Below are 20,730 nucleotides of genomic sequence, written 5' to 3' on the forward strand. Positions count from 1 at the left end.
GATGGCTTGCTATGCCCCGCGCGGATGTCGCGTCGTCTCAAATCTTTCCCGCGTCTGGAAGGCGACCAGCGGCTTGCTGCGGACCCGCGTGCTCATGCCGCGCTGTCGGCTTCCGCGGGCACCGGCAAGACCCAGGTACTCACCGCGCGAGTGCTTAGATTGCTCCTCAGCGGAGTCCGGCCGGAATCGATCCTCTGCCTGACCTTCACCAAGGCCGGCGCCGCGGAAATGGCCAATCGCCTTGGCGATCGGCTCGCAGCCTGGGTCCGCATGGATGATTCCGCGTTGGGGAAAGACCTGCTGGCGCTCGACGAAGACGTCAGCCCGGAAGCCCGCGCCCAGGCGCGGAGGCTATTCGCGCGCGTGATCGAGGCGCCGGGCGGCCTTCGCATCCAGACCATACACAGCTTCGCCCAGACTTTGCTCGGCAGCTTTCCGGCGGAGGCCGGAGTCACACCGGGCTTCCAACCGATCGAGGGCAGGGCGGAGAGCGAACTCGCCCGGCGCACGCTGGCGGCCATGCTGGTGGAGGCGGAGGCTGCGGATGACCGGCACCTGATCGCCGACGTCCAATTGCTCAGCCGCCGCCTCGGCGAGCAAGGGGCCGAGTCCTACCTGATCGATTGCACGCGCGCCGACGCGGCCGACCTCGTTCCGTTCATGGTGTCGGGTGCGGCTGAGGCGTGGCTGCATCGGCGCATGGGCCTGCCCGAGGAATCGGTCGAAGACGTCCTGGCGAGCCGCTGCGGCGACGACAGCTTCGATTGCGACCTGCTGCAGGCCGTCGCTGCCGCCAACCGTTCATGGGCGACGAAGTCGGGCCTGGGCTATGTCGAGACGATCGACCGCTGGCTCGCCATGTCGCCTGCGGAACGGGCTGTCGCCTTGCCCGAACTCGCGATGGTGATGTTCACGCAGAAGGGCGAACTGCGAAAAATCCAGCCCGGCCAGCTCAAAGCCGACCCCAATTACGAAGCGCACGTGGAACGGCTAGGCGAAGCCATCGCCGACTTGCGCAGGATACAGCGCGGGGTAGCCTTTGCTGGCGTGGCGGCGGCGGGGCTTCGGGCGGGGTCCGCTTTCGCGGCCGCCTATGCGCGGGCCAAGCGGGCCGAAGGCGTCGCTGATTTCAACGACCTTATCCGGTGGACTCGCGGTCTGTTCGACAAGGCTGGCATGGGCGACTGGATCCGCTTCAAGCTCGACCAGCGAACCGACCATGTCCTGGTCGACGAGGCGCAGGATACCAACGCCGACCAGTGGGCGATCGTCGACGCCCTGGTCGATGAGTTCTTCTCCGGGTCGTCGGAGAGCGAACGGCGGCTCCGGACGCTTTTCATGGTCGGTGATTTCAAGCAGGCGATCTACAGTTTCCAGGGCACCGACCCGCGCCAGTTCGATCGCTTCCGGCAAAGCGTGGCCGAGCGCGCCGGACAGATGGACCTGGCCGCGCTGAGCGCCGATGCGGCGGCGCGCGAATTTCGTGACCTGTCGATCAACGCCAGCTTCCGCTCTGCCCAGTCTGTGCTCGATGTCGTCGACGCGCTGATCGAGCGGGTCGGTTTTGAAGCGATGGGCCTTCCGCAACCACCGGCCCGGCACGAAGCGGCCAGGACAGACAAGCCCGGCACGGTCGAGCTGTGGCCGCCGTTCATCCCCGACCAGATCACCGGGGGCGACGACGGCGAGGCCGGAGAGGAGGGGTGGATCGACGAGCCGCTGCGCCTCTACGCTGACCGGCTGGCGCGGCAGGTGCGGCAATGGATCGACGAGGCCCGGTGCTGGCGACCACCGGACGGCCGCTGAATCCCGGCGACATCCTGATCCTCGTGCGCAGTCGCACCGAACTGGCGTCGCTGATCGTCGCCCGGCTGTATGGCCAGCAGGTGCCGGTGGCGGGGATCGACCGTCTCCACCTCGCCAAGCCATTGGCCGTGAAGGACCTGCTGTCGGCGATCGGCTTTGCAGTCCAGCCTCACGACGACCTAAACCTCGCCGGGCTGCTGGTCTCGCCGCTGGTCGGCTGGGACCAGGACCAGCTGTTCGCTCTGGCCTACGACCGCGGCAAGACGAGCCTGTGGAAGGAACTCCAGCGGCGGCGCGACGAGGTAGGCTTCATCGGCGCGGCGCACGCGCTGCTCGATGGACTGCTGGCCATGGCCGACTATGTGACGCCGGCGCGCTATCTGGAGACCATCCTGTCCGGTCCGATCGGCGGCCGGCACAAGCTGATGGCTCGGCTCGGGGAGGCCGCTCGGGACCCGATCGAGGAACTGGTGTCGAGCGCGCTGGAGTTCGAACGCCAGGAAACGCCCTCGCTCGATCGCTTCCTCGCCTGGTTCGCCAGCGGCGATGTCGAAGTAAAACGCGACCCGTCCGCGCCCTCGAACGCCGTGCGGGTGATGACTGTTCACGGCGCGAAGGGTCTCGAGGCGCCGGTCGTCATCCTCGCCGATGCGACGCACGATCCCGGCAAGGTCGGCGGGAACAGCTCGGTGATGGAGCTGAAGTTCGACGACGACGCCCGGCCGGTGCCGATGGTGCGTCCGCGCGCGGACGAACGGGTCGAGCCTTTCACAACGCTGATCGCCGACCAGAAGGCGCGCGACCTCGAGGAGCATTGGCGCCTCCTCTACGTCGGACTGACCCGGGCGGCCGAGCGGCTCGTCATTGCCGGGGCGATGCCGTCGCGGGGTCTGGCCGACAATAGCTGGCACCGGATGACGCACGAGGCGATGGTCGCGCTGGGCGCCCTGCCATATTTGACGCCGTTGTGGGGAGAGGGGCTGCTGTGGACCCGCGGTGGCTCGGTTTCCGAACGGCCGAGGCGCCCCAAGAGCGAGCTTAGTGAACCGGCACGGCCGGGGTGGCTAGATCGTCCCGCGCCCGTGGAGGAGTCGCCGCCGCGACCGTTGGCGCCGTCGGCCTTGCAGGACAACGAAGGCTCGCCGCCGCCGAGCCCGGAGCAGCGCCAGGCGGCGCGGCGCGGAACGCTGCTCCACTCGCTCTTCGACCGTCTGCCCGGGGTCGCGCAGCCGGACCGGCGCACCTGCGCCTTGGCCTGGCTCGAACGCTCCGGAGTCGCGGATCCGACGGAGCGCGAGGAGATCGCCGGTGCTGCCCTCCGGGTGATCGATGATCCTGCCTACTCGGACCTGTTCGGCGAGCATTCCCTGAGCGAAGCACCGATTGCCGCGACACTGCCTGACGGACGGGTCATCGCCGGTACGATCGACCGGTTATGCATCGGCGAGGAAAAGGTCCGGGTGATCGACTTCAAGACTGGTCGCTCGGTGCCCGAATCGGCTGCCGGGATTCCGCCTTCCCATCGCGCACAGATGGAGGCCTATGCCGCGGCGCTGCGTGTCATTTTTCCGGGGCGGGACGTCGAGGCGGCGCTCCTTTACACGCATGGGCCACGGGCGATCACGCTCGACAGTTGAGGAATGGCCCAAGCGCTCCCATATGGTGGTTCAATCGCCTTGCTTGAAAGGAACCTACACATGGGCGCGAAAACCAAGACCGTGACCGACGACAGCTTCCAGGCCGACGTCCTCGATTCGTCGAAGCCGGTGCTGCTCGATTTCTGGGCGGAATGGTGCGGCCCGTGCCGGATGATTGCCCCGGCCCTGGAGGAAATCGCGGCGGAGCTCGGCGACAAGGTGACGATCGCCAAGATCAACATTGACGAAAATCCCGACACCCCAGGCAAGTACGGCGTTCGCGGCATCCCGACGATGTTGCTGTTCAAGGACGGTGCCCCGGTGGCGCAAAAGGTCGGCGCGGCTCCGCGCGGCCACATCCAGCAATGGCTTGAAAGCCAGATCTGACACGCACCCGCGCGGTGATTGACGGTTCAGGGCGCGGTGCCTACATCGCGCCCCGACTTTGCCCGCGCGCGGGCGAGACCCGTTCGTACATCAATCGCGCGCCGATCCTTTAGGAAATTCAATGTTCGCCGCACTGGCCAAAAGCATCTTCGGCAATAGCAACGATCGCTACGTCAAAAGCCTGGGGAAATATGTCGACGCGATCAACGCGTTCGAGCCCACCATCTCGGCGATGACCGACGACGAATTGCGCGGCCAGACCGAGGTTTTCCGTGCGCGCTTGGACTCGGGCGTGAAGCTCGACGACCTCCTGCCGGAAGCGTTCGCCACGGTCCGCGAAGCAGCGAAGCGTACGCTCGGCCAGCGGCACTACGATGTCCAGATGATCGGCGGCATCGCCCTGCATCGCGGCGAAATCGCCGAGATGCGTACCGGCGAAGGAAAGACGCTCGTCGCCACGCTCGCGACCTACCTCAACGCGTTGCCGGGGACCGGCGTCCACGTTGTCACCGTCAACGATTACCTTGCCCGCCGCGACGCCGACTGGATGGGGCAGATCTATCGCTTCCTCGGCCTGACGGTGGGCGTCATCGTCCCGAACCTCAGCGACGAACACCGGCGCGCGGCCTACGCCTGCGACATCACCTACGCGACCAACAATGAGCTCGGCTTCGACTACCTGCGCGACAATATGAAATATTCGCGGGAGCAGATGGTCCAGCGTCCGTTCGCCTACGCGATCGTCGACGAAGTCGACTCCATCCTGATCGACGAAGCGCGCACGCCGCTGATCATTTCCGGGCCGACCGACGACAAGTCGGATCTCTACATCGGCGTCGATGCGATCGTGAAGCAGTTCGTCAAGGAAGACTACGAGCTTGACGAGAAGCAGAAGTCGGTCGTCCTCACGGAAGAGGGCACTGAAAAGGCCGAGCGCATGCTGGAGGCCGCCGGCCTGATCGAGGGCCAGAACCTTTACGATATCGCCAACACGCAGACCGTCCACCACTTGAACCAGGCGTTGAAGGCCAACGTCATGTTCAAGCGCGACATCGACTACATCGTGAAGGAAGGCAAAGTCGTCATCATCGACGAGTTCACCGGCCGGATGATGGACGGTCGTCGTTGGTCGGACGGCCTTCACCAGGCGGTGGAAGCCAAGGAAGGCGTGCAGATCGAGCCCGAGAACCAGACGCTCGCGTCGATTACCTTCCAGAACTATTTCCGCATGTATCCGAAGTTGTCGGGCATGACCGGCACCGCGCTGACCGAGGCACCGGAATTCTACGACATCTACAAGATGAATGTCGTGTCGATCCCGACGAACGTGCCCGTGCAGCGGATCGACGAGGACGACGAGTTCTACAAGAACATCACCGACAAGTTCGCCGCGATCGCGAAAGAGATCAAGAAGCGGCAGGAGATGGGCCAGCCGGTGCTGGTCGGCACCGTCTCCATCGAGAAGTCGGAAATGCTGAGCGAATTCCTTCAGCAGGAAGGCATCCGCCACGAAGTCCTGAACGCTCGCTTCCACGAAAGCGAAGCGCATATCGTCGCGCAGGCCGGCCGAATGGGCGCCGTCACCATCGCCACCAACATGGCCGGCCGCGGTACCGACATCAAACTGGGCGGCAACCTCGATTTCCGCATCGAGGACGAACTCAAGGACATGGCCGACGGTCCGGAGCGCGACGCCAAGATCAAGGAATTCGCGGACGAGATCGAGGCCGAACGTCAGCGCGTGCTCGCGGCCGGCGGTCTGTTCGTGCTTGGCACCGAGCGGCACGAAAGCCGCCGCATCGACAACCAGCTTCGTGGCCGTTCTGGCCGTCAGGGCGATCCGGGCCTGTCCCGCTTCTACCTAAGCCTCGATGACGACCTGCTGCGCATCTTCGGGCCGGAGACAATGTTCTCGCGCCTCATGAACAAGAACCTCGAGGACGGCGAGGCGATCGTTTCCCCGTGGATTTCGAAGGCGATCGAGACGGCGCAGAAGAAGGTCGAGGCGCGCAACTACGACATCCGCAAGCAGGTCGTCGAGTTCGATGACGTCATGAACGACCAGCGCAAGGTCATCTATGAACAGCGCGCCGACATCATGGATTCCGACCATGTCAGCGACGTTGTCGAGGACTTCCGCATTGAAACCATTGCGAGCCTTGTCGCCGCAAGCTGTCCGCCGGGTACCTACCCGGAACAGTGGGACGTCGAGCGCCTTCGCACCGACATGCGCGAAGTGATGGGCCTCGACCTGCCGATTGAAGAATGGATGGCCGAAGAAGCGGTCGAGCCGGAGCTGATCGTCGAGCGGGTCGAAGCCCGGTCAAGCGAGATGATGGCGGAGAAGATCGCGTCGCTCGATCCGCAGCAGTGGATCCAGTTCGAAAAGCAGGTCCTGATCCAGAACCTCGACAATCACTGGAAAGAGCATCTCTCGACGCTCGATGCGCTTCGCCAGGTGATTTACCTGCGCAGTTATGCCCAGAAGAAGCCGATCGACGAGTATAAGCAGGAAGCGTTCATGCTTTTCGAACGCCTGCTCGTCGCGATCCGCGAGGACGTGACCCGCACGCTGATGCGGACGCAAGTGCAGGTCGAGCAGGCTCCGCCGCCGCCGGTCCTCCCGGAATTCATCACGCACCATATCGACCCGCTCTCGGGCGACGACGACACGGCCGATCTCGATGCGGGCGCGATGGCGCGGATGTTTGACACGGCGCCTCCGGGTCAGGCCATCCCGGCGACCATGCCGGACGGCTCGCCGATCCCCGAGCCGGAAAGCCGCAACGCGCCGTGTCCGTGCGGATCAGGCCTGAAGTACAAGCACTGCCACGGCCAGTCGGCTTAAAACCAGCCGACTGCGCTTAGACGTAGACGCGCTGGCGCTTGGCTGCCTGGGTCCGGATCCAGTCCTGGGCAGGGCGCTCGAAGCGTTCGAAGACGAGACGCGACAGCACCAGTGTGACGGCGAGATAGCCGATCAGGAACAGCGGGCTGGCGACTGGCAGCGCAAATCCGCTCACGGCGGCAGCGATGGCGAGACCGAGTTGCAGCGGGAAATGACAGAGGTAGCTTGAGTAGGTGAGGTTGCCGGCAACCTGGATCGGCCCCTCCCAACGCTCCAGCAAGCGCCATTCCTGCGCGGCGAGAAACAGCATCGGCGGAGCCGCCAGCAGCAGCGTAAACTGCAGGACCCCGCGCTCGCCCAGCATCCCCGTCCACCAGGCGCAACCGAGGACCGTGGCCAGCATCGCGGCGGCGACGAAGCGCGGGCCGGCGATGTCGTTCCCGCGGGCGGTCTTCAGCATCAGCTTCGCCGCCGCGCCGCCGGCGTAAAAGTATCCGGCGCAGATCAGGGCAGGGGATCCGATCCCCGCCACCATCGCCGCAAGGCAGACGACGACCGCGCCGCCAAGGAGCCACGGCGACGAACCCAGCCGCTTCACCGTCAGGAAGAAGACGGCATAGACGAACACTTCCGCCGACACCGACCAGATCGGCCCGTTGAACGTATAGGGCATGGGCCCGAACCAGTGCGTCGCCATTCCCAGTTGCAGTAGAAAATTGGGGAGGTTGTTGTCGTGATAGACGAAGGAGCCGCCGGTCAGGGCCAAATGGATTGGCTGAAGCGCCGCGATGAGTAGCAGGGTGACGACATGCAGCGGGTAGAGGCGCGAAAAGCGCAGCCAGAAGAATTTGATCCCGCTTACCGCACCGCTGGCGATCGCTTCGCCATATTTCCAAAAGAAGATGAAGCCGCTGATCGCCCAGAAGATCTGCACGCCAAACTGGCCATAGCCGTAGAACAGGCTGAGCAGCGGGTAGAGCGGCTGATCTTCGCGGACGAAGGTCGGCGATCCGGCGGCTTCGTAGAAATGCTGGTAGTGCCAGATGAGCACCGACAGGGCGCACAGGAAGCGCACGACTTCCAGCCCGAGCATCTTGCTCGCGCCGCCGTGCGGTTCGGCCCGTGGTTCGCTCATCTGCCCGTCCTTACCATTCACACTGCGCTGGAAAGTCGGCCGACCTCCCTTTATGCGCCGCCTCAACTTGTCGCCGATAAGGGTTAGAAAAAGATGATCGACCGTTCCGCGCTTCGTCGTGCCTACCGGCCCGACGAGAACCTCCTTGTCCTTGATCGGCTTCAGGAGGCGCGTCTCGACGGGCAGCAGCAGGGCGAAGCCGGTAAGATGGCGCGGACGCTGGTCAATGCCGTGCGCGGCCACAAGGCGGCCGGTCTCGACGCTTTCCTGCAGGCCTATGACCTGGGCAGCGACGAGGGAATCGCGCTGATGTGCCTGGCCGAAGCGCTGCTGCGCGTTCCCGATGCGGCGACCGCCGACGACCTGATCGCAGACAAGCTGACCGGGCCGCAATGGGCGGAGAAGCTTGGTGGAAGCCGATCGACCTTCGTCAACGCCGCGACCTTCTCGCTGCTGTTGACCGGCAAGGTGCTGGAAGAGGCCAACGACACGACCGAAAGCTGGCGCGCGGCGCTCGGACGGGCGGTCGGCCGCCTTGGCGAGCCGGTGATCCGCACCGCAGTCGCGCAGGCGATGAAGATCCTCGGCCGTCAATTCGTGTTCGGCCGCACCATCGAAGAGGCATTGAAGCGGGCCAAGCCCGAGCAGGCAAAGGGGTGGAGCCACAGCTTCGACATGCTAGGCGAAGCAGCCAAGACGCACGCCGACGCCGCGCGCTATGCCAAGGCCTATGGCGACGCGTTGGACACCATCGCCGCCAGCGCGAAGGGCGGGTTCAAGGCGGCGCCGGGCATCTCGGTCAAGCTGTCGGCGCTCCATCCGCGCTACGAGTGGAGCCATGCGGAGGAAGCCAAGGCGGCGATCCTGCCGGTGCTGCGCGACCTCGCCGCCAAGGCGTCGGCCGCCGACGTCCACTTCACCATCGATGCCGAGGAAGCCGACCGGCTCGAACTGTCGCTCGATCTGATCGAGGCGATTGCCGCCGACGACGCCCTGTTTGCCAATGGTTGGGGCGGGTTCGGCATGGCGCTCCAGGCCTATTCGAAGCGCGCCGTCCCGCTGTGCGACTGGGTGGTGGCGCTGGGCCGCAAGTACAAGCGGATGCTGATGGTTCGCTTGGTCAAGGGCGCCTATTGGGACAGCGAGATCAAGATGGCGCAGGTCGCCGGCCTGACCGACTATCCGGTCTTCACGCGCAAGGTCGCGACGGATGTCAGCTACCTTGCTTGCGCCAAGCGGCTGCTCGCTGCGCCGGACTGTATCTACGCGGCCTTTGCGACGCACAACGCCAACACCATCGGCGCTGTGAAGGCGATCGCCGGCAAGACCCCCTTCGAGTTCCAGCGGCTCCACGGGATGGGCGAGGGGCTTTACGAGGAACTGGCGAAACTGGAGCAGGGGATTGGCGATCCGGTGACGCCGGTGCGCATCTACGCGCCGGTCGGCAGCCACAAGGAATTGCTCGCTTACCTCGTCCGCCGTCTGCTGGAGAACGGCGCCAACAGCAGCTTCGTCAATCGCGTCGCCGACGACGACGTTCCGGTCGACCAGCTCGTCCGCGATCCGGTCGCGGACCTGGCCGCGCTTGAACCGAAGCGCAACCCGTCGATCCCGCTGCCCAACGAGATCTTCGGCAAGAGCCGCCGCAACAGCGCCGGCTGCGACTTGTCGGACCCGCTGGTCCGCGAACCGTTGCTGGAACGGCTGAAGGCGATGGAAAGCCGCGACTGGACGGCCAAGCCGACATTGGGGAACGGCGAGGCACGACCCGTGACGTCGCCGGTGGATCGACGGATCAAAATTGGCACCGTATTCGAACCGAGTGCTGCCGAGGTAGACCGGATGGTCGAGGCTGCCGACCGCGCGCAGCCGGCGTGGGATGCGCTCGGCGGCGAAGCGCGCGCCAAGCTGCTCGACCGCGCTGCCGACCTTTATGAAGAGCATGCCGAGGAATTTTTCTCGCTGTGCACTCGGGAAGCCGGGAAGACGCTGGTCGATGCCGTCCTGGAAGTGCGCGAAGCAGTCGATTTCCTGAGGTTCTACGCCAACGAGGCGCGGCGCCAGTTCACCACGCCGCTTAGGCTGCCCGGTCCGACCGGAGAGCATAACGAGCTCCGCCTCCACGGCCGCGGCGTGTTCGCCGCCATCTCGCCGTGGAACTTCCCGCTGGCGATCTTCACCGGCCTGGCGTCGGCGCCACTGGCTGCAGGGAACGCCGTCATCGCCAAACCCGCCGGCCAGACACCGCTAATCGGCGCACTCGCCATCGACCTGATGCACAAGGCCGGCATTCCCAAGGCGATCGTCCAGCTGGCGCCGGGATCGGGCCAGGTCGTCGGCGGCGCGCTGACCGCCCATCCGCAGCTTGCCGGCGTGGTATTCACCGGCTCCAACGCGACCGCGCGCTCGATCAACCTCACGCTCGCCAACCGCGAAGGACCGATCATTCCGTTCATCGCCGAAACCGGTGGCCAGAACGCGATGATCGTCGATTCCTCCGCGTTGCCGGAGCAGGTCACCCGGGACGTGATTTCCTCTGCGTTCCAGAGCGCCGGACAGCGTTGCTCGGCGCTACGCGTGCTGTGCGTCCAGGATGATGTCGCCGATTCGATGCTGGAGATGATCTCCGGCGCGATGCGGGCACTGACCATCGGCGATCCGGCCGACGTCCGCACCGACGTCGGCCCGGTGATCGACGAGGGGGCGAAGAAGGCGCTCGACGATCATCTTGGGGAATTGAAGACGGTTGGTCGCCTGCTGACCGAGATCGATCTGCCCGCGGGGACGGAGCACGGCTACTTCGTCAAGCCGTCGATGTACGAGATCAAGGGCCTGGCCGACCTCGACCGCGAGCATTTCGGACCGATCCTTCACGTCGTCCGGTGGAAGTCGGGGCAACTCGACAGGCTGATCGCGGATATCAATGCCACCGGATACGGGCTGACTCTCGGCCTTCAGAGCCGCATCGACACCACCCGGGACTATGTCGAGGCCAACGCGCGTGTCGGCAACCTTTACGTCAACCGCAACCAGATCGGCGCGGTGGTCGAAAGCCAGCCGTTCGGCGGCGAGGGGCTCAGCGGCACCGGGCCGAAGGCGGGCGGCCCGCACTATGTCGCGCGCTTTGCCACCGAGCGGGTGACCTGCATCGACACGACGGCGGCGGGCGGCAATGCCAGCCTGATGGCGGCGATGGAGGGCTGAAACAAAAAAACGGCGGGGGAAACCCCGCCGTTTGCGTTCCGTCAGAAAATGGCTCCCCGAGTTGGATTCGAACCAACGACCAAGTGATTAACAGTCACCTACTCTACCGCTGAGCTATCGGGGAGCGGTCCTCATCGGACGAGCGCGCCTATGACGCAGCGAAACCAGATTCGCAACCCTCTTATGTCGCGAATTGCTCCATCGCGATCCGTTCGTCGAGCGCATGTTCGGGATCGAACAGCAGGGTGAGCTCGACACTCCGGTCAAGCCGAACTCCGACCGTGGCGACGTCGCGGACCTCGAACTGGTCGGCGACGGCCGATACGGGTCGATTGGGTGCCTCCAGCACTCGGAACTGGATGTTGACGTCATCGGGCAGGATCGCGCCCGACCAGCGGCGGGGCCGGAAGGGACTGATTGGCGTCAGCGCCAGCATCCGTGCCGCCAGCGGCAGGATTGGGCCGTTGGCGCTGAGGTTGTAGGCCGTCGATCCCGCCGGCGTCGCCACCAGCACGCCGTCGGCGACCAACTCCGGCAATACGACCCGGCCATTTACGCAAATCTCGATCTTTGCGGTCTGGCGGGTTTCGCGCAGCAGCGAGACTTCGTTGATCGCGGGATTGGTGAGCACCTCGCCATCGATGGTCGTCGCGGTCATCGCGAGGGGAGCGACCTTGATGCGCTTGGCTCCATCGAGCCGCTCACCGAGCCGGTCGAGCCGCCATTCGTTCATCAGGAAGCCGACCGTCCCGCGGTTCATGCCGAACACCGGCCGCGGCGAACCGTCCGCCAGCATCGCGTGAAGGGTCTGGAGCATGAAGCCGTCGCCGCCCAGCGCAACCAGCGCTGTCGCGTCCCCTTCGTTCGCCCAGCTAAAGCGGCGGCGAAGCATTTTCTCCGCCGCTTGAGCGGCTTCCGTGGGGGACGCGGTCAGCGCAAAGCCGCGCGCGGCAAGATCCCGCGGGTCCGTCACGTTGGCCAGGCCCTGCTGCACGAACACGCTCCGGGAAAGGGGCTGAAACTGACGGGAAGCATAGCCGAATATTCCGGTCACGCTACCTGTCCCGTATCGTGACATGGCCAGCGCCAGACTTGGGGACGCAACAGGCGAAGGGTAACTCGACCGCCATGTCCACCGCACCCACCCACCCATCGCTCCGGGCATCGGACCACGCAGCGGAACCGCCGCCGGCTCCCATGTTCGATTGTCAGCTGGACGAGGCGATCCGCCTCGATGCCATCGATATCCAGTTCCAGCCGCAGATCGACCCGGTCGGCGGGCGCGTGACTGGTGCGGAAGCGCTGGCGCGGTGGGACGAGTGTGCGACGGCCGACGAGCTGTTCGATCGCGCAGAGCGTGCCCGCTTGGGCGAACGGCTGTCGCGGACGGTGCAGCGCAAGGCGATCGCGATGGCCGCGCGCTGGCAGGGACCGCTGGGCAAGCTGCGCCTGTCGATCAACGCGCTCCCGGCCGACCTCAACCGTGCTGAATATGACCAATGGCTTCTGGATGTCCTTGATGCCGAAGGCCTCGATCCGTCGCGCCTGACGCTCGAGATCGTCGAGAGCGCGCTACTGGTCGACCGCCCTGCGGTCGCGGAGCGCCTTGAGCGTCTGCGTGAGGTCGGCATCCGCATCGCCGTCGACGATTTCGGCACCGGCTATGCCAACCTGGCCTATCTCACGTCGTTGCCGCTGGATTGGCTCAAGATCGACCGTGCCCTGGTGGCGGACATTGTCGGCGGCGCGCGCGACCAGATCGTCGTCAAGGCGATGATCCGGATGGCCCGCGATCTCGGCCTTCGAGTGACGGTCGAGGGCGTCGAAACGGCGGCGCAGCTTCAACTGCTCGCCGCATGGGGCGCCGACAGTTATCAGGGCTTCCTTGGCGCCGGAGCGCTCAACGAGGTCGAACTCGACCGGTTCGTCACCGCGGCCAATTCGCCGAGGATCGCAGCCTAGGCGGGCTCCGGCTCACGCTGGGTCGCCTGCTCACCGGCGGCGACCACGCGCATCAGCCCGCGCGACAACTGGACCGCGCCATTGAGCCGTGCCTCACCGGTCGGCCATTCGCGGCTGACGACCAGCTTGCTGTCGGGCCGCAGCTTGGCCGCGCCCTTCAACCGGTCCACATAGGCGAGCAGCCCGGCAAGGTCGGGGAAGCCACCGTCTGCGAAGGTGATGAGCGCGCCCTTGGCGCCGACGTCAAGCTTGGCGATGCACGCCTTGCGGCAATTGATCTTGGTTTCAACAATTTGCAGGAGGTTTTGCGTTTCCTGCGGCAGGTCGCCGAAGCGATCGATCAGCTCGGCGGCGAACTCTTCGACTTCCTGGCGGCTGTCGAATTCACCCAACCGGCGGTAGAGGCCCATGCGAAGATCGAGGTCGGGGACATAGGTTTCGGGGATGAGGATCGGTGCTTCGACGCTGATCTGCGGCGTGAATTCCTCGCGCCGTTCCGAATGGCCCGACTTGAGGTCGAGGATCGCGTCCTCCAGCATCGACTGGTAAAGCTCGAACCCCACTTCCTTGATATGGCCGGACTGCTCGTCGCCGAGCAGATTGCCGGCACCGCGGATGTCGAGGTCGTGGCTGGCGAGCTGGAAGCCCGCGCCGAGGCTGTCGAGGTTGGCGAGTACCTGCAGCCGCTTGTCGGCATCCTCGGTGACGACGCGATTGGTTTCGGTCGTGAGGTAGGCGTAGGCGCGGGTCTTCGACCGGCCGACGCGGCCACGGAGCTGGTAAAGCTGGGCAAGACCGAATCGATCGGCGCGATAGACGATCAGCGTGTTGGCACTGGGGATGTCGAGCCCGCTCTCGACAATGGTGGTCGACAGCAGCACGTCATATTGCCGGTCGTAAAAGGCGCTCATGCGCTGCTCGACCTCGGTCGGGCTCATCTGGCCATGCGCGGTGACCGCCTTTACCTCCGGCACCTCCTCGGCCAGCCACTTCTCGAGGTCGGGCAGGTCGGCGATCCGCGGTGCGACGAGGAAACTCTGTCCGCCGCGATAATGTTCGCGGAGCAGCGCTTCCCGCATCACCACCGGATCCCACGGCGCGACGTAGGTGCGAACCGCCAGCCGGTCGACCGGCGGGGTCTGGATGACCGACAGTTCGCGAAGACCCGACATTGCCATCTGCAACGTGCGCGGGATCGGGGTAGCGGTGAGAGTAAGGACATGGACGTCCTCGCGGAGGGCCTTCAACCGCTCCTTGTGGGCGACTCCGAAATGCTGCTCCTCGTCGACAATGACGAGACCCAGCTTCTTGAACTTCAATCCTTTTCCAAGGATGGCATGGGTGCCGACGACGATGTCCACCGTGCCCTTTTCCAGCCCTTCCTTGGTGGCTTTTGCTTCTGCCGACGGGACCAGGCGCGACAAGCGGCCCACTTCGATCGGAAAGCCGGAGAAGCGCGCCTTGAAATTCGCATAATGCTGGCGGGCGAGGAGGGTGGTCGGGCAGATCAGCGCGACCTGCTGGCCAGCCATTGCCGCGACGAATGCAGCACGCAGCGCCACCTCCGTCTTGCCGAAACCGACGTCGCCGCACACCAGCCGGTCCATCGGGCGACCGCTCTGCAGATCGTCGAGGACGTCGCTGATGGCGCGATCCTGGTCCTCGGTCTCTTCGTAAGGGAAGCGGTCGACGAACTGCGGAAAGGCAGAGTCGGTCTCGATCGTGCGGCCCGGGCGGGTGGCGCGGAGGGCGGCGGTCTTGATCAGTTCACCCGCGATCTCGCGGATCCGCTCCTTCATCCTCGCTTTGCGCCGCTGCCACGCTTCGCCACCGAGCCGGTCGAGCGAGGCCTTTTCGCTTTCGGAACCGTAGCGGGTAAGGACGTCGATATTCTCGACCGGCACGTAGAGCTTGTCGCCGCCGGCATAGGACAGCGCGACGCAATCGTGGGGCGCCTTGCCGACCTGGATCGACGTCAGCCCCTCGTAGCGGCCGATGCCGTGGTCGGCGTGGACGACGAGATCGCCCGGCGATAACGCCGCCAGTTCGGCGAGGAAGGCGTCGGCGCTCTTGCGGCGCTTCTTGCGGCGGACCAGCCGGTCGCCGAGCATGTCCTGCTCGGTCAGCACCGCGACGTCAGCGGCGGTGAAGCCGTGGTCGAGGGCAGGACCAGCAGCGCGGCGGCCGCCTTGCTGCCGAGCGCTTCCTGCCAGGTGCGGACCTGCGCCAGTTGCTTCAGGCCATGGTCTTCGAGCAGCCCGGCCAGACGCTCGCGAGCGCCGGCGCTATAGCTGGCGAGAATTACTTTCTTGCCGTCTTTCCGTAGCTTGCTAACATAAGCTGCGACGGCTTCGTACACATTGGCGTTCTGCGCCCGCTCGGCGCCGAAGTCGCGCGGCCCATCGACGGCGAAGTCGATCACCCGGTCGCTTTCGGGTTCGCGGAAGGAAGTCGCTAGATGGATCGGGTGCCCGCGTACCGCGTCGTCCCATTCTTTCTTCGCCAGATAAAGGGCGCTCGGCGCCAGCGGGCGATAGCTCCCCGGCTCCGCCACCATCGCCCGTTCGCGATTGGCGAAATAGTCCTCAATCGCCTCGCGCCGCTGTTCCAGCGCGTTGTCGCTGCCGGTGTCCCGCACGATCATGTCATTGTCGCCGAGGTGATCGAAGAGGCTTGCCAGCTTTTCCTCGAACAGCGGTAGCCAATGCTCCATGCCGCTCAGTCGGCGGCCCTCGCTGACCGCCTGGTAGAGCGGGTCTCCGGTGGCATTGCCGCCGAATTGCTCACGGTAACGTGCCCGGAAGCGCTTCACCGTTTCCTCGTCCAGCAGGGCCTCGCTGGCCGGCATAAGCGTAAATGCCTCCGCAGGGCCGGTGGTGCGCTGGTCGGCGGGGTCGAAGCGGCGCATCGTTTCGATTTCGTCGCCAAAGAAATCGAGTCGGATCGCGCTCGGCTCGCCTGCCGGATAAAGGTCGACGATCGACCCGCGCACCGCGAATTCGCCTGCGTCATGGACCGCGTCGGTGCGCTGGTAGCCGTTGGCGACCAGCATCTCGACCAGCTTGTCACGCTCGATCCGCTCGCCCTCGGCCAAGCGCCGGGTGAGCTGGCGAATCCGGAAAGGGGTAAGCATTCGCTGCGTCGCGGCGCTGGCGGTGGTGATGAGCAGTTGCGGCCCCTTGCGGGTCGCCTGCAGCGCCTGCAGCGCCTGCAGCGTCGACAAGCGCTCGGCCATGACGCGAAGAGCCGGGCTGGCGCGGTCGTAGGGCAGGCAGTCCCATGCGGGGAGCGACAGAACCTGCACTTCCGGAGCGAACAGCGGCGCAGTGTCGGCCAGCGCGCGCATCGCCGCCTCGTCGGCAACGATCACGACGGCGCGGCCGCCCGCACCCGTACCGTGCGCCGCCCGCGCAAGATCCGTCGCCAGCCACGGTAAATAGCCCGCCGGGACCCCGGCAAGGGTCAGTGGCGACTTGGCCTTGAGGATCTTGGGAAGCAAGTCGCTCATCGGGGAATCTCGATGAAATCGAGGCGTTGCAGGGCGTTCATCATGGACCCCTGATAGCGTTCGGGTACTGGTGCGGTTCCAATCGCCCAGGCCATGATGTCGACATCGGTCTCGGTCAGCAGCGCCGCGAACAAGGCGCGGTCATGTGCGTCCCACGTGGCATGGTGCGCGTCGAAGAATCCGCCGATCATCATGTCGGCCTCCCGCGTGCCGCGGTGCCAGGCGCGATATTTCAGGGCGCGCAACAAATCGTCCATGATGAAGCAGGCTTTCCGACGCAAAAATCCCGCCGGCGAGTTTCGCCGCGGGTAATAACGCCCATGTAGGCAGTCTGGCGCAGCCACGCTAGGGTGGCTGCGATGCGGCCCGACGTGCTCAACCCGCTGTTCGCCGAGGTCGAAGCGCTGAACGGCGTCGGGCCGGCCAATGCCAAGGCGCTGGCCCGCCTCGGGCTGACGCGCGCGATCGATCTTGCCTATCACCTTCCCACCGGGACGATCGACCGGGTTCGGACTCGAAGCGTTAGCCATTCTCTGGTCGGGCGGACGGTGGTGGTCGAGTTGATCCCCTTCGATTTGCGCGCCGGGGCGGGAAGGGCGCCGCTTCGAATTTACGCGTCTGACGCCGACGGCAATACGGTCACGCTGACCTTCTTCAACAATCCCGGCTGGGCAAAGAAACAGCTGCCGCTCGGCGAGCCGAAGCTGGTGGTGGGCAAGCTCGACGCCTGGGGAGACGAGTTGCAAATCGTCCATCCCGAAGTGCTTCCCCCGGCAGCGAGGCCGACGTGCCGTTGCGTGAGCCGGTCTACGGCTTGACCGAGGGCATTTCCAACAAGCGGATGCGCGAATTGGCGCTGACCGGCCTGGACCGGGCGCCCGAGCTGGACGAGTGGATCGAACCGTCGCTCCGTGCCCGCGAAGGCTGGCCGGCATGGCGTACAGCCTTGGCTGAAGCTCATTCCGATCCCGCCGCAGCCAACGCCCGCAAGCGACTGGCGTATGACGAGATTTTCGCGAACCAGCTCGCGTTGCTGTTGCTTCGCCAAGTGGCGCGGCGCAAGCGCGGGACGCCCCTGCAGGGCGATGGCCGGCTGACCGACAAGCTTCAACTACCCTACCGGCTGACCGGGGCGCAGGCGCGGGTCGTCGACGAGATACGGGGGGACATGGCGCAAGCCCGACCCATGCTTCGCCTGCTGCAGGGGGATGTCGGATCGGGCAAGACCTTGGTCGCGCTGCTGGCGATGCTTGAAGCGGTTGAAGCAGGTGCGCAGGCCGCGTTGCTCGCCCCGACCGAGATTCTCGCGCGGCAGCACTACGCCACGCTCCAGCGCCAGTGCGAGGCGATCGGCGTCCACGTCGCCATACTGACCGGCCGTGAGAAGGGGCGGGTGCGGGAATCGGTGCTGATGGGCCTGGCCGCCGGGACCATCGACATCCTGATCGGAACCCACGCCATTTTCCAGCAGCACGTCGCCTACCAGCAGCTAGGCCTGATCGTGATCGACGAGCAGCACCGTTTTGGCGTGTCGCAGCGGTTGTTGCTCAGCGAAAAGGCCGAGCGGCCGCCGCACTTGCTGGCGATGACCGCGACGCCGATCCCGCGCACGCTGACGCTGACCCACTACGGGGAAATGGACGTCAGCAGGATCGACGAGATGCCACCCGGGCGGACGCCGATCGAGACGCGGGTGATCAGCGACGAGCGCCTTGGGGAGGTCGTGGACGGCTTGGCGCGGCACCTGTCCGCCGGCGGGCAGGCCTATTGGGTTTGTCCGCTGGTCGAGGAAAGCGAGAAGTCCGACGCCGCTGCGGCGGAGGAGCGGGCGGCAACGCTCCGGGCGCGATTCGGAGCGGAACGAGTGGGCCTGGTACACGGGCGCATGAAAGGGCCGGACAAGGATGCCGTCATGGCGTCATTCGCGTCCGGATCGCTCGGCGTACTGGTGGCGACGACGGTGATCGAAGTCGGGGTCGACGTCCCCAACGCCACCCTTATCATCATCGAGGGCGCGGAGCGGTTCGGCCTGGCGCAGCTTCACCAGCTTCGCGGTCGCGTCGGCCGCGGGTCGGGCGCGAGCCGCTGTATCCTTCTGCGCGGCCAGCAACTCAGCGAGACGGGGAGGGCGCGCTTGGCCCTGATGCGCGAGACCAACGATGGCTTCCGCATCGCCGAAGAAGATCTGCGCCTGCGCGGTCCGGGGGAAATTCTCGGCACGCGGCAGTCAGGCGAGCAGGCGTTCCGTGTCGCGAGCTTCGAGGACGTGACGGAACTTGCACCCAAGGCTCAAGGCGACGCGCGGCTGCTGCTGGAACGCGACGGCGGGCTCGCCAGCGAACGAGGGCAGGCCGCACGACTGGCCCTGTACCTGTTCGAACGCGACGCCGCCGTAGGCCTGCTTCGCTCGGGCTAAGCCCGCAACAGCCCGTGGCGCTTCTTGCCGAGGCTGATCTTGACGGGCTCGCCGTCGACCAGCGTGACCTCGAATTGCGGGTCGCCGATGGTGACGCCGTTCAGCTTGACCGCGCCCTCGCCGATCTTGCGCCGCGCCTCGCCGTTCGACGCGGCGAAGCCGAGCGCAGTCAGCGCATGGACGATACCGATCCGGCCTTCGACGATCTTTAGCGAGGGCAGGTTGTCATCCGATGCGCCCTCCTCGAACGTACGGCGCGCGGTCTCCGCCGCGGTCGCGGCGGCCTCCTCGCCGTGCAGCATGGCGGTTGCCGCGTTCGCCAGCGCGACCTTGGCATCGTTGATCGCCTGTCCTTGTAATTCGGCCAGTTTCTCAATGTCTTGAATCGGCAAGTCCGTGAACAATCTCAGGAACCGGACCACGTCCGCGTCGGCCGTGTTTCGCCAGAATTGCCAATAGTCATAGGGGCTGAGCTGGTCGGCGTTGAGCCAGATCGCGCCGCGCATCGTCTTGCCCATCTTGCCGCCGTCGGCGGTGGTGATGAGTGGGGTGGTCAGGCCGAACACTTCGATGCCGTCCATGCGCCGGGTCAGTTCGACGCCGTTGACGATGTTGCCCCATTGGTCGGAGCCGCCCATTTGCAAGCGACAACCCCGGGTTCGCGAGAGTTCGCGGAAGTCGTAGCCCTGGAGGATCATGTAATTGAACTCCAGGAAGGTCATCGGCTGCTCGCGTTCCAGCCGCAGCTTGACCGAATCGAACGTCAGCATCCGGTTGATCGTGAAGTGTGGGCCGACTGTGCGCAGTACCTCGAGGTAACCTAGCCCCGACAGCCAGTCGTCATTGTTGACGAGGATGGCGTCGGTTGGCCCGTCACCGAAACTCAGGAAGCGTTCGAACACACGGCGGATCGAGGCGATGTTCGCCTCGATGTCCGCATCGCTCAGCATCTTGCGGCTTTCGTCCTTGCCGGTCGGATCGCCGACCTTGGTCGTCCCGCCGCCCATCAGGACGATCGGCCGGTGCCCGGCCTGCTGCATGCGGCGAAGCATCATGATCTGCACCAGGCTGCCAACGTGAAGGCTGGGCGCAGTGGCGTCGAAGCCGATATAGCCGGTGACGACATCCTTCGATGCCAGCGCGTCGAGGCCTTCGGCGTCGGTCACCTGATGAATGTAGCCGCGCTCGTCGAGCAGGCGGAGGAGGGAGGATGCGTAAGCCATTGCGGCCTTCGCTTAGCTACTTCGTCATCCGCGCGAAAGACGATAGAGTGGGGTGGTGCACAGCTATCCGCTTATCGCCCATCCTTCGACGCCGGCCGAGACCGCGGCTCTCAAAATCTGGGTCAACGTCAGCCACTCGGCGGCATTCGGGCGCGACGCCACCGTCGACATGACCTTCTGCGTTGGCGCGCCCGCCAGCCGCTTCACTATTCCGACGGCGGAGGATCCGTCCCGGCGCGACGAGCTGTGGAAAGCGACCTGTTTCGAGGCTTTCCTTCGGCCCGACGGGCTTGGAGGGTATACCGAATGGAATTTCGCACCGTCGGGCGATTGGGCGTCGTACAGCTTCGAAGGGCCTCGCGCGGGCATGCAGCCCGCCGAAGTGGCGGCGCCGCCCTATATCCGTCTTGAGGACAACCTGACCTGGTGGGCGGTGGGCGCCACGATCGCGGTGCCGGCTGACCTGACGTTCCAGCTCGGGCTGACGGCGGTGCTTGAAGAGCGCGACGGCTCGAAATCCTATTGGGCGCTCGATCATGGCAACGACGCGCCGGATTTCCATGACCCCTCTTGCTTCCTGGCCCGCCTCCCCGGATAGCACCGC

Annotated in this window: 11 protein-coding genes, 1 tRNA gene and 2 pseudogenes; 8 read left to right on the forward strand and 6 right to left on the reverse strand. The window is 65.5% G+C overall.

Annotated features, from left to right (window positions below):
* The first annotated feature begins 24 nt into the window (after positions 1 to 24).
* The 4 genes from H9L12_RS13425 (at position 25) to secA (ending at position 6,678) form a co-directional block, all read left to right on the forward strand.
* Complete coding sequence (locus H9L12_RS13425) at positions 25 to 1,806, forward strand: UvrD-helicase domain-containing protein (RefSeq protein WP_246450610.1); 1,782 nt, start codon at positions 25 to 27, stop codon at positions 1,804 to 1,806.
* The gene (locus tag H9L12_RS13430; protein ID WP_246450612.1) at positions 1,761 to 3,443 is read left to right on the forward strand and encodes a 3'-5' exonuclease; all 1,683 of its coding nucleotides are present in this window, start codon (positions 1,761 to 1,763) and stop codon (positions 3,441 to 3,443) included. Before H9L12_RS13425 ends, H9L12_RS13430 begins: the two co-directional genes overlap by 46 nt.
* Before the next feature lie 60 nt (positions 3,444 to 3,503).
* Positions 3,504 to 3,830, forward strand: a complete 327-nt coding sequence (trxA, locus tag H9L12_RS04525) for a thioredoxin (protein WP_187542799.1) — start codon at positions 3,504 to 3,506, stop codon at positions 3,828 to 3,830.
* A gap of 121 nt (positions 3,831 to 3,951) precedes the next feature.
* The gene (gene secA, locus H9L12_RS04530) at positions 3,952 to 6,678 is read left to right on the forward strand and encodes a preprotein translocase subunit SecA (RefSeq protein WP_187542800.1); all 2,727 of its coding nucleotides are present in this window, start codon (positions 3,952 to 3,954) and stop codon (positions 6,676 to 6,678) included.
* A gap of 16 nt (positions 6,679 to 6,694) precedes the next feature.
* On the opposite strand, the gene H9L12_RS04535 is transcribed toward secA, so the two are convergent.
* The gene (locus tag H9L12_RS04535; protein WP_187542801.1) at positions 6,695 to 7,813 is read right to left on the reverse strand and encodes an acyltransferase family protein; all 1,119 of its coding nucleotides are present in this window, start codon (positions 7,811 to 7,813) and stop codon (positions 6,695 to 6,697) included.
* Positions 7,814 to 7,906: 93 nt separating this feature from the next.
* Here H9L12_RS04535 and putA point away from each other — a divergent pair, with 93 nt between their 5' ends.
* Complete coding sequence (gene putA / locus H9L12_RS04540) at positions 7,907 to 11,017, forward strand: bifunctional proline dehydrogenase/L-glutamate gamma-semialdehyde dehydrogenase PutA (RefSeq protein ID WP_187542802.1); 3,111 nt, start codon at positions 7,907 to 7,909, stop codon at positions 11,015 to 11,017.
* A 49-nt stretch (positions 11,018 to 11,066) separates the two neighbouring features.
* Here putA and H9L12_RS04545 read toward each other — a convergent pair.
* Positions 11,067 to 11,141: transfer RNA gene (locus tag H9L12_RS04545), tRNA-Asn, on the reverse strand.
* A gap of 57 nt (positions 11,142 to 11,198) precedes the next feature.
* A complete protein-coding gene (locus H9L12_RS04550; RefSeq protein WP_246450613.1) occupies positions 11,199 to 12,011 on the reverse strand; it encodes an NAD kinase in 813 nt (270 codons plus the stop codon).
* Between the two features lie 203 nt (positions 12,012 to 12,214).
* Between H9L12_RS04550 and H9L12_RS04555 the strand changes: the two genes are divergently transcribed.
* On the forward strand, positions 12,215 to 12,979 hold the full coding sequence (locus H9L12_RS04555) for an EAL domain-containing protein (protein WP_187542804.1): 765 nt from the start codon (positions 12,215 to 12,217) through the stop codon (positions 12,977 to 12,979).
* On the opposite strand, the pseudogene mfd reads toward H9L12_RS04555, so the two are convergent.
* Positions 12,976 to 16,487, reverse strand: a pseudogene (mfd, locus tag H9L12_RS04560) (transcription-repair coupling factor). The gene H9L12_RS04555 and the pseudogene mfd sit on opposite strands and share 4 nt — an antisense overlap.
* A complete protein-coding gene (locus tag H9L12_RS04565) occupies positions 16,484 to 16,744 on the reverse strand; it encodes a succinate dehydrogenase assembly factor 2 (RefSeq protein WP_187542805.1) in 261 nt (86 codons plus the stop codon). The pseudogene mfd and the gene H9L12_RS04565 overlap by 4 nt, the downstream one beginning before the upstream one ends.
* A gap of 102 nt (positions 16,745 to 16,846) precedes the next feature.
* On the opposite strand from H9L12_RS04565, the pseudogene recG reads away from it, so the two are divergent.
* Positions 16,847 to 18,903, forward strand: a pseudogene (gene recG / locus H9L12_RS04570) (ATP-dependent DNA helicase RecG).
* Here recG and tyrS read toward each other — a convergent pair.
* Positions 18,900 to 20,126, reverse strand: a complete 1,227-nt coding sequence (tyrS, locus tag H9L12_RS04575) for a tyrosine--tRNA ligase (protein WP_187542806.1) — start codon at positions 20,124 to 20,126, stop codon at positions 18,900 to 18,902. The pseudogene recG and the gene tyrS sit on opposite strands and share 4 nt — an antisense overlap.
* 55 nt (positions 20,127 to 20,181) lie before the next feature.
* Here tyrS and H9L12_RS04580 point away from each other — a divergent pair, with 55 nt between their 5' ends.
* On the forward strand, positions 20,182 to 20,724 hold the full coding sequence (locus tag H9L12_RS04580; protein ID WP_187542807.1) for a DOMON-like domain-containing protein: 543 nt from the start codon (positions 20,182 to 20,184) through the stop codon (positions 20,722 to 20,724).
* Positions 20,725 to 20,730: the final 6 nt, after the last annotated feature.

Origin of the sequence: Sphingomonas rhizophila (genome assembly GCF_014396585.1) — a bacterium.
Classification (GTDB): domain Bacteria; phylum Pseudomonadota; class Alphaproteobacteria; order Sphingomonadales; family Sphingomonadaceae; genus Sphingomicrobium; species Sphingomicrobium rhizophilum.

What these genes read in the sequence shown, in the direction of transcription:
- trxA (WP_187542799.1), top strand. Translation starts at nt 3,504, where the DNA reads ATGGGCGCGAAAACCAAGACCGTGACCGACGACAGCTTCCAGGCCGAC.
- H9L12_RS13425 (WP_246450610.1), top strand. Translation starts at nt 25, where the DNA reads ATGTCGCGTCGTCTCAAATCTTTCCCGCGTCTGGAAGGCGACCAGCGG.
- H9L12_RS04565 (WP_187542805.1), bottom strand. Translation starts at nt 16,744, where the DNA reads ATGGACGATTTGTTGCGCGCCCTGAAATATCGCGCCTGGCACCGCGGC.
- H9L12_RS13430 (WP_246450612.1), top strand. Translation starts at nt 1,761, where the DNA reads ATGGATCGACGAGGCCCGGTGCTGGCGACCACCGGACGGCCGCTGAAT.
- tyrS (WP_187542806.1), bottom strand. Translation starts at nt 20,126, where the DNA reads ATGGCTTACGCATCCTCCCTCCTCCGCCTGCTCGACGAGCGCGGCTAC.
- secA (WP_187542800.1), top strand. Translation starts at nt 3,952, where the DNA reads ATGTTCGCCGCACTGGCCAAAAGCATCTTCGGCAATAGCAACGATCGC.
- H9L12_RS04555 (WP_187542804.1), top strand. Translation starts at nt 12,215, where the DNA reads ATGTTCGATTGTCAGCTGGACGAGGCGATCCGCCTCGATGCCATCGAT.
- H9L12_RS04535 (WP_187542801.1), bottom strand. Translation starts at nt 7,813, where the DNA reads ATGAGCGAACCACGGGCCGAACCGCACGGCGGCGCGAGCAAGATGCTC.
- putA (WP_187542802.1), top strand. Translation starts at nt 7,907, where the DNA reads ATGATCGACCGTTCCGCGCTTCGTCGTGCCTACCGGCCCGACGAGAAC.